The sequence below is a fragment of the Frankia sp. BMG5.23 genome, from assembly GCF_000685765.2.
GTDB lineage: Bacteria > Actinomycetota > Actinomycetes > Frankiales > Frankiaceae > Frankia > Frankia casuarinae.
Genome location: NZ_JDWE01000112.1, coordinates 1 through 5121, shown reverse-complemented (window position 1 = coordinate 5121; position 5121 = coordinate 1). Strand labels below are relative to the sequence as shown.

Below are 5121 nucleotides of genomic sequence, written 5' to 3'. Positions count from 1 at the left end.
ATCGCCCGCCGTGGTGTGGACAGTACCGAACGCCTCGGCCGGCACCGGTGGAAAGTCGAGAGAACCCTGGCCTGGCTCGGTGGCTACCGCCGCCTGAGCCCGCGTTACGAACGTAACGGCTACAACTTCCTCGGGTTCCTCTGCCTGGCTGCCGCGATCACCTGCTGGAAGAAGCTCCCACGCTCGACGTAAGACACGCTCTAAGAACCGTTTGATCTTGGTTGCTGGCCCTGAAATCGCCGTTCGGCCGGTCGCTACCCGGGCCCTGACCAGGGGTGATGCCCAGTGACCGCGCCGAGGTCTACATCATCTAGCGAATCGAACAGGCGTTCCGCATACCTGGCGGTTCCGGGCGCCTCGGCCCGCATCGTGACCGTGATCGTCGGTGTGGTGGTCGCGTTGACGTTCCTCTTCGGGTTCGGGAACAGCCTCGCGCTCGGGGTGCGGATGGGGGTCCCGATCTGGGTGGCGCCGTAGTCGCACCAGCGGTGGACCTGTCCGTGGTCGCGCTGCTAGAGCGCCGGTCAGGTAGCCGTATGTGAGCTGTGGTAGGCGGCACCGGTCGGCGGGTGTCATGTGCCCGTCTTGATCGGAAGGTGCTGGCTGATGCGTCCTGGGATATGGGCTCCGCCGGTGGAGCCCTCGACCGCGGAACAGACTGTGATCAGGCTGGTGCGGCGGGCGAAGCTGTTCGTGTTCCTGCGCCGGTATCGCCACGAGCTGTTCGACGAGGCGTTCCAGACCGAGCTGGCCGAGGTCTACCGCGACAGTCCGAAAGGGCAGCCGGCGCAGTTGGCGTTGGCGCTGATCCTGCAGGCCTATACCGGTGTCTCCGACGACGAGGTGATCGAGGCGACGGTGATGGACCGGCGTTGGCAGCTGGTTCTGGACTGTCTGGACACCGACCGGTCTCCCTTCTCCAAGGGCACCCTGGTGGGCTTCCGCGCCCGGCTGATCGGCGCCGGGTGGGACCGGCGGCTGGTCGAATGCACCGTCGAGATCGCCACGGTGACGAAGGGCTTCGGGCCGCGGGCGTTACGCGCAGCGTTGGACTCCAGCCCGCTGTGGGGTGCCGGCCGGGTGGAGGACACCCCGAACATGATGGGACACGCCCTGCGCAAGGCCCTGGGTGTGATCGCGGCTCAGCAGGGGTGGGGGCGGGCCGAGGGAACCAGGGTCCTGGCCGGCCAGGCCGGGGCACCGGTGCTGGCCGGGTCCAGCCTCAAAGCCGCGTTGGACGCCGACTGGGACGATCCCGACGAGCGGGACCGTGCCCTGGCGGTGGTGCTGGCCGCCCTGGAGGCGGTGGAGACCTTCGTGGCCGCCCAGCCCGCCCCGGAGGCGGCCGAAGCCGCTGTCGCGGTGGCCCGTCAGGTCCGCGACCAGGACGTCGAGGTCACCACGGCCGGGACAGCGCGGCTGCGCCGCGGGGTCGCCAAAAACCGGCGGATCAGCGTGGAAGACCCGGACATGGCCCACGGCCGTAAGTCCCGCTCCGTCCTGGTCGACGACTCTGCTGCTTAATTCGGCTGGGTGTCGTTGGTGCGGCATGATCTCCTCTGCGGTCCTGGTCGTGTCGTGGGCTGCGGGAGGTGGAGTGCATGTCGTTGCAGCCGAAGGGGCTGCCCGAGATCCCGGCGCAGACCGTGGCGGTCGCCCGGGCGGCGTTCCCGCGTGGGACGTTGGCGATGCGGCTGCGGGACCGGCTGGCCGAGGTGTTGGTCGATGAGCCGTTCACCGGGGCGTTCGGGCGCCGGGGGGCGCCGGGTCTGCCGCCGGCGGTGTTGTCGCTGGTCACGGTGCTGCAGTTCACCGAGAACCTGACCGACCGGCAGGCTGCGGCGATGGCGGTCCGCGCGATCGACTGGAAGTACGCGCTCGGCGCGGAGCTGACCGATACCGGGTTCGACCCGACGGTGCTGTCCCGGTTCCGCGCCCGGCTGGCCGACCACGGCCTGGAACGGGTGGTCTTCGACCGGCTCCTGCAGGCCTGCGTCGACCAGGGCCTGATCGGCGGCGGTCGCAGGGCGCGCACCGACTCCACCCATGTGATCAGCGCGGTCCGGGACCTAAACCGGACCGAGCTCGCCGGGGAAAGTGTGCGGGCGGTGTTGGAGGCCCTCGCGGTCGCGGCCCCCGGCTGGCTGGCCGACACCGTGGGCATCGACGAGTTGGCGCATCGCTACGGCGAGCGGGTCAACGGGTGGACGATGCCGTCGTCGAAGACGGCCCGGGACCGTCTTGCCGTGGTGTTCGGGCAGGACGCGCTCGCCCTGTGCCGGGCGGTCGCCGCTTCCACCGCGCCGGGCTGGCTGGGCGAGATCCCCGCGGTGGCGTTCCTGCGCGAGATGCTGGTGCAGACCTACTACCTGTCCACCGATCCTGTCCACCGATCCCCGGGGACGGGAGGTGATCGCAAAGCGGGACGCCGACAGACAGGGTGTCCCGCCTGGACATCGTCGCTTGGCCTCCCCCTACGACCGCGATGCGCGGTGGGCGGCCAAGGGCGACGACCTGTTCTGGTGCGGCTACAAGGTCCACCTCACCGAAACCTGCGACCCTCCCCCCGGAGCCGGAGCCGGAGCCGACGTGTTGCCGTTACGGCTGATCACGAACGTTCTCACCACCCAGGCGAGCGTCCCGGACGTGAAGGCCACCGAGATCGTCCAGGCCAGCCTCGCTGAGCGTGGCCTCACCCCGGGCGAGCACTACCTCGACGCCGGCTACTCCAGCGCCGACCTCATCCACGACGCCGCCACCCGGGGCATCACCATGGTCACCCCAGCCCTCCTCGACCACTCACCCCAGGCCAAGGCCAACGCCGGGTTCGACAAGGCCGCGTTCCGGATCGACTGGAAAGCCCGCCAGGTCCGCTGCCCGCAGGGCCACACCAGCACCGGCTGGTACCCCGTCCGCCAGCACGAACGCGACGCCATCGTCGTCGCGTTCGCCCGCACCGACTGCCACCCCTGCCCCACCCAGAAAGCGTGCACCACCTCCACCCGCCGCACCCGTTACCTCAGCCTGCGCCCCCGAGAACTCCACGAAACCCTGGCCACCGCCCGCGCCGAGCAGGCCACCGACACCTGGAAGACCAGGTACGCCCTGCGCGCTGGGATCGAGGGCACGATCAACCAGGCCCTCGACGTCACCGGCCTGCGCAACGCCCGCTACCGCGGCCTGCCCAAGACCCGCCTCCAACACGCCTTCTCCGCCACCGCGGTCAACGTCCTCCGCCTCGACGCCCACTGGAACCCCGACCAGCCACCCTTCACACCCCGCGCCAGCAGGCTCACCCGCCTCAGCCAGCAGCGCACAACCCCAACCGCGAATTAAGCAGCAGAGTCGTCGACGGGTACAAACGCCACGTGGTCACCGACCTGGACACCGGGCTGGTGCCCGCGGTCGGGCTCACCCCCGCCAACGTGCCCGAAGCCACCGTCACCAACACGATCAGCGACGACCTGGCCGCCCAGAATCTCCGCCTGACCGAGCTCCACATCGACCGGGCCTACCTGTCTTCCACCCTGGTGCGTGACCGCGACCCCAACCTGGAGATCTTCTGCAAGGCGTGGCGGGTACGTAATGCCACCGGCCGGTATGCCAAGACCGCCTTCACCCTGGACTTCGACCGCGGCCTGCTCACCTGCCCCCACCAGGTCACGATGCCCTTCGCCCCAGGCCGCACCGTGCGTTTCCCCGCGAAGGTCTGCGCGGCCTGCCCCCTGCGAGAACGATGCACCACCAGCGCGACGGGGCGCAGCGTGACCATCCACCCCGACGAAGCCCTGCTCACCGAGCTCCGCGAACGCCAGCACACCCCCGCCGGCCGCGCCCGCCTCCGCGAACGCACCAAAGTCGAACACACCCTCGCCCACATCGGCCACTGGCAAGGCCGCCGCGCCCGCTACCACGGACAGCGCAAGAACCTGTTCGACCTCCGCCGCACCGCCGTCGTCCACAACCTCCACGTCATCGCCCGCCAAAAACACGATCAGCAAGCAGCCTGATGACTACTTGACCGGCGCTCTAGGCACCAGGCACCTCGCGGTCCATGGCGGGCCCGAGGTGGTGCTGCGCGCGGCGCGGCGCCTGCTCCTGTTCGCCAGCCTCGTCATACTGTCCTTGAACATCGCCGAACCGTTGATCGCCGGCCACTGCGGACGCGCCGCGTTCGACGCGGTCGGTTCTCTCCGCTTAGTGGTTGAGGCTGGAAGTCCTTTGGGGGTGTTAGGCGGCCTGTGTGAGGGCTCTGGCATTTGGTTCTGACTTCACCTGACTCCCGTGATCATTGGTGTCGGGTGGTGGGACGGGCAACCGAGCGACGGAGCCCGCGACGGCTGGTGCTGTGTCGTCGTCGAGGCGGGCGAGGTGGCGTTCGAGGTCGGCCGCGGTGTACTTCCACTTGAACGGTGTGGCGGTGACGTTGTAGCGGTCGACGAACGCTGTCAGGGTGTCGGCGAGCACGTCGAGGCTGGCGAAGTCGCAGGGTGACACGACCTTCCGTTGGACGAGCGAGAAGAAGATCTCCACTTGGTTCAGCCATGAGGCGTGTGTCGGGGTGTGGATCAGGATGCGGTTCGGGTGGGCGGCCCTGAGTCAGTTGATCGAGGCCTGGCCTCGGTGGTCGGAGCCGTTGTCGACGATCACGAACACGCGCTTCGCCGTCCGGTAGCGGTCCTGGGCCATGACCTGGCCCATCAGTTCCATGAACGGCGCGATGCCCGTCGTCGGCGGGGTCAGCACGGCGGCGATCCTCCCGGTCTGGACGTCGAGCGCGGGCAACAGCGCGAGCGCGCCGTGACGTTCGTACTCGTGCTCGACCCGGATGATCCTGCCCGGGGCGGGCGGGGTGGTCGGGTGGATCCGGGCTCTCGCCTGGATCGACGGCTTCGCGTCGATCGAGACGATTCGATCCTCGGGGCCGAGGGGTTCCTCCTGGTAGAAGCCCTCGTAGAGATCGAGGATCACTTTCGCCTTCGCGGCGAAGNCCGGGNCGCGCGCGAAGATCCAGGACTGGTAGCGCCACGGTTTGATCGGGTGCTCGGCGAGGATCCGCCGCACCGACGACGCCGAGATCGCGTCGACCAGGCCGCGGGAGAGCAGTTCGGCGGCGAGTTC

The 5121-nt window shown here is 69.2% G+C and carries 3 protein-coding genes and 3 pseudogenes; 5 read left to right on the top strand and 1 reads right to left on the bottom strand.

Annotation, left to right across the window (positions count from 1 at the left end):
- The 5 genes and pseudogenes from BMG523DRAFT_RS27600 to BMG523DRAFT_RS21695 form a co-directional block, all read left to right on the top strand.
- Nucleotides 1-192 (top strand): annotated as a pseudogene (locus tag BMG523DRAFT_RS27600) (IS5/IS1182 family transposase); the annotation flags it as partial.
- A gap of 414 nt (nucleotides 193-606) precedes the next feature.
- Nucleotides 607-1509: pseudogene (locus BMG523DRAFT_RS21705) on the top strand (transposase); the annotation flags it as partial.
- A gap of 92 nt (nucleotides 1510-1601) precedes the next feature.
- Entirely contained in the window at nucleotides 1602-2684 is a 1083-nt protein-coding gene (locus BMG523DRAFT_RS27595; RefSeq protein WP_011436311.1) for a transposase, read from the top strand.
- Nucleotides 2647-3336, top strand: coding sequence for a transposase (locus tag BMG523DRAFT_RS23890; protein ID WP_035912905.1), 690 nt, complete (start codon nucleotides 2647-2649; stop codon nucleotides 3334-3336). The genes BMG523DRAFT_RS27595 and BMG523DRAFT_RS23890 overlap by 38 nt, the downstream gene beginning before the upstream one ends.
- 11 nt (nucleotides 3337-3347) lie before the next feature.
- Nucleotides 3348-4010, top strand: a pseudogene (locus tag BMG523DRAFT_RS21695) (transposase); the annotation flags it as partial.
- Nucleotides 4011-4230: 220 nt separating this feature from the next.
- Here BMG523DRAFT_RS21695 and BMG523DRAFT_RS26880 read toward each other — a convergent pair.
- The gene (locus BMG523DRAFT_RS26880; RefSeq protein ID WP_235463366.1) at nucleotides 4231-4533 is read right to left on the bottom strand and encodes a hypothetical protein; all 303 of its coding nucleotides are present in this window, start codon (nucleotides 4531-4533) and stop codon (nucleotides 4231-4233) included.
- Nucleotides 4534-5121 lie beyond the last annotated feature (588 nt).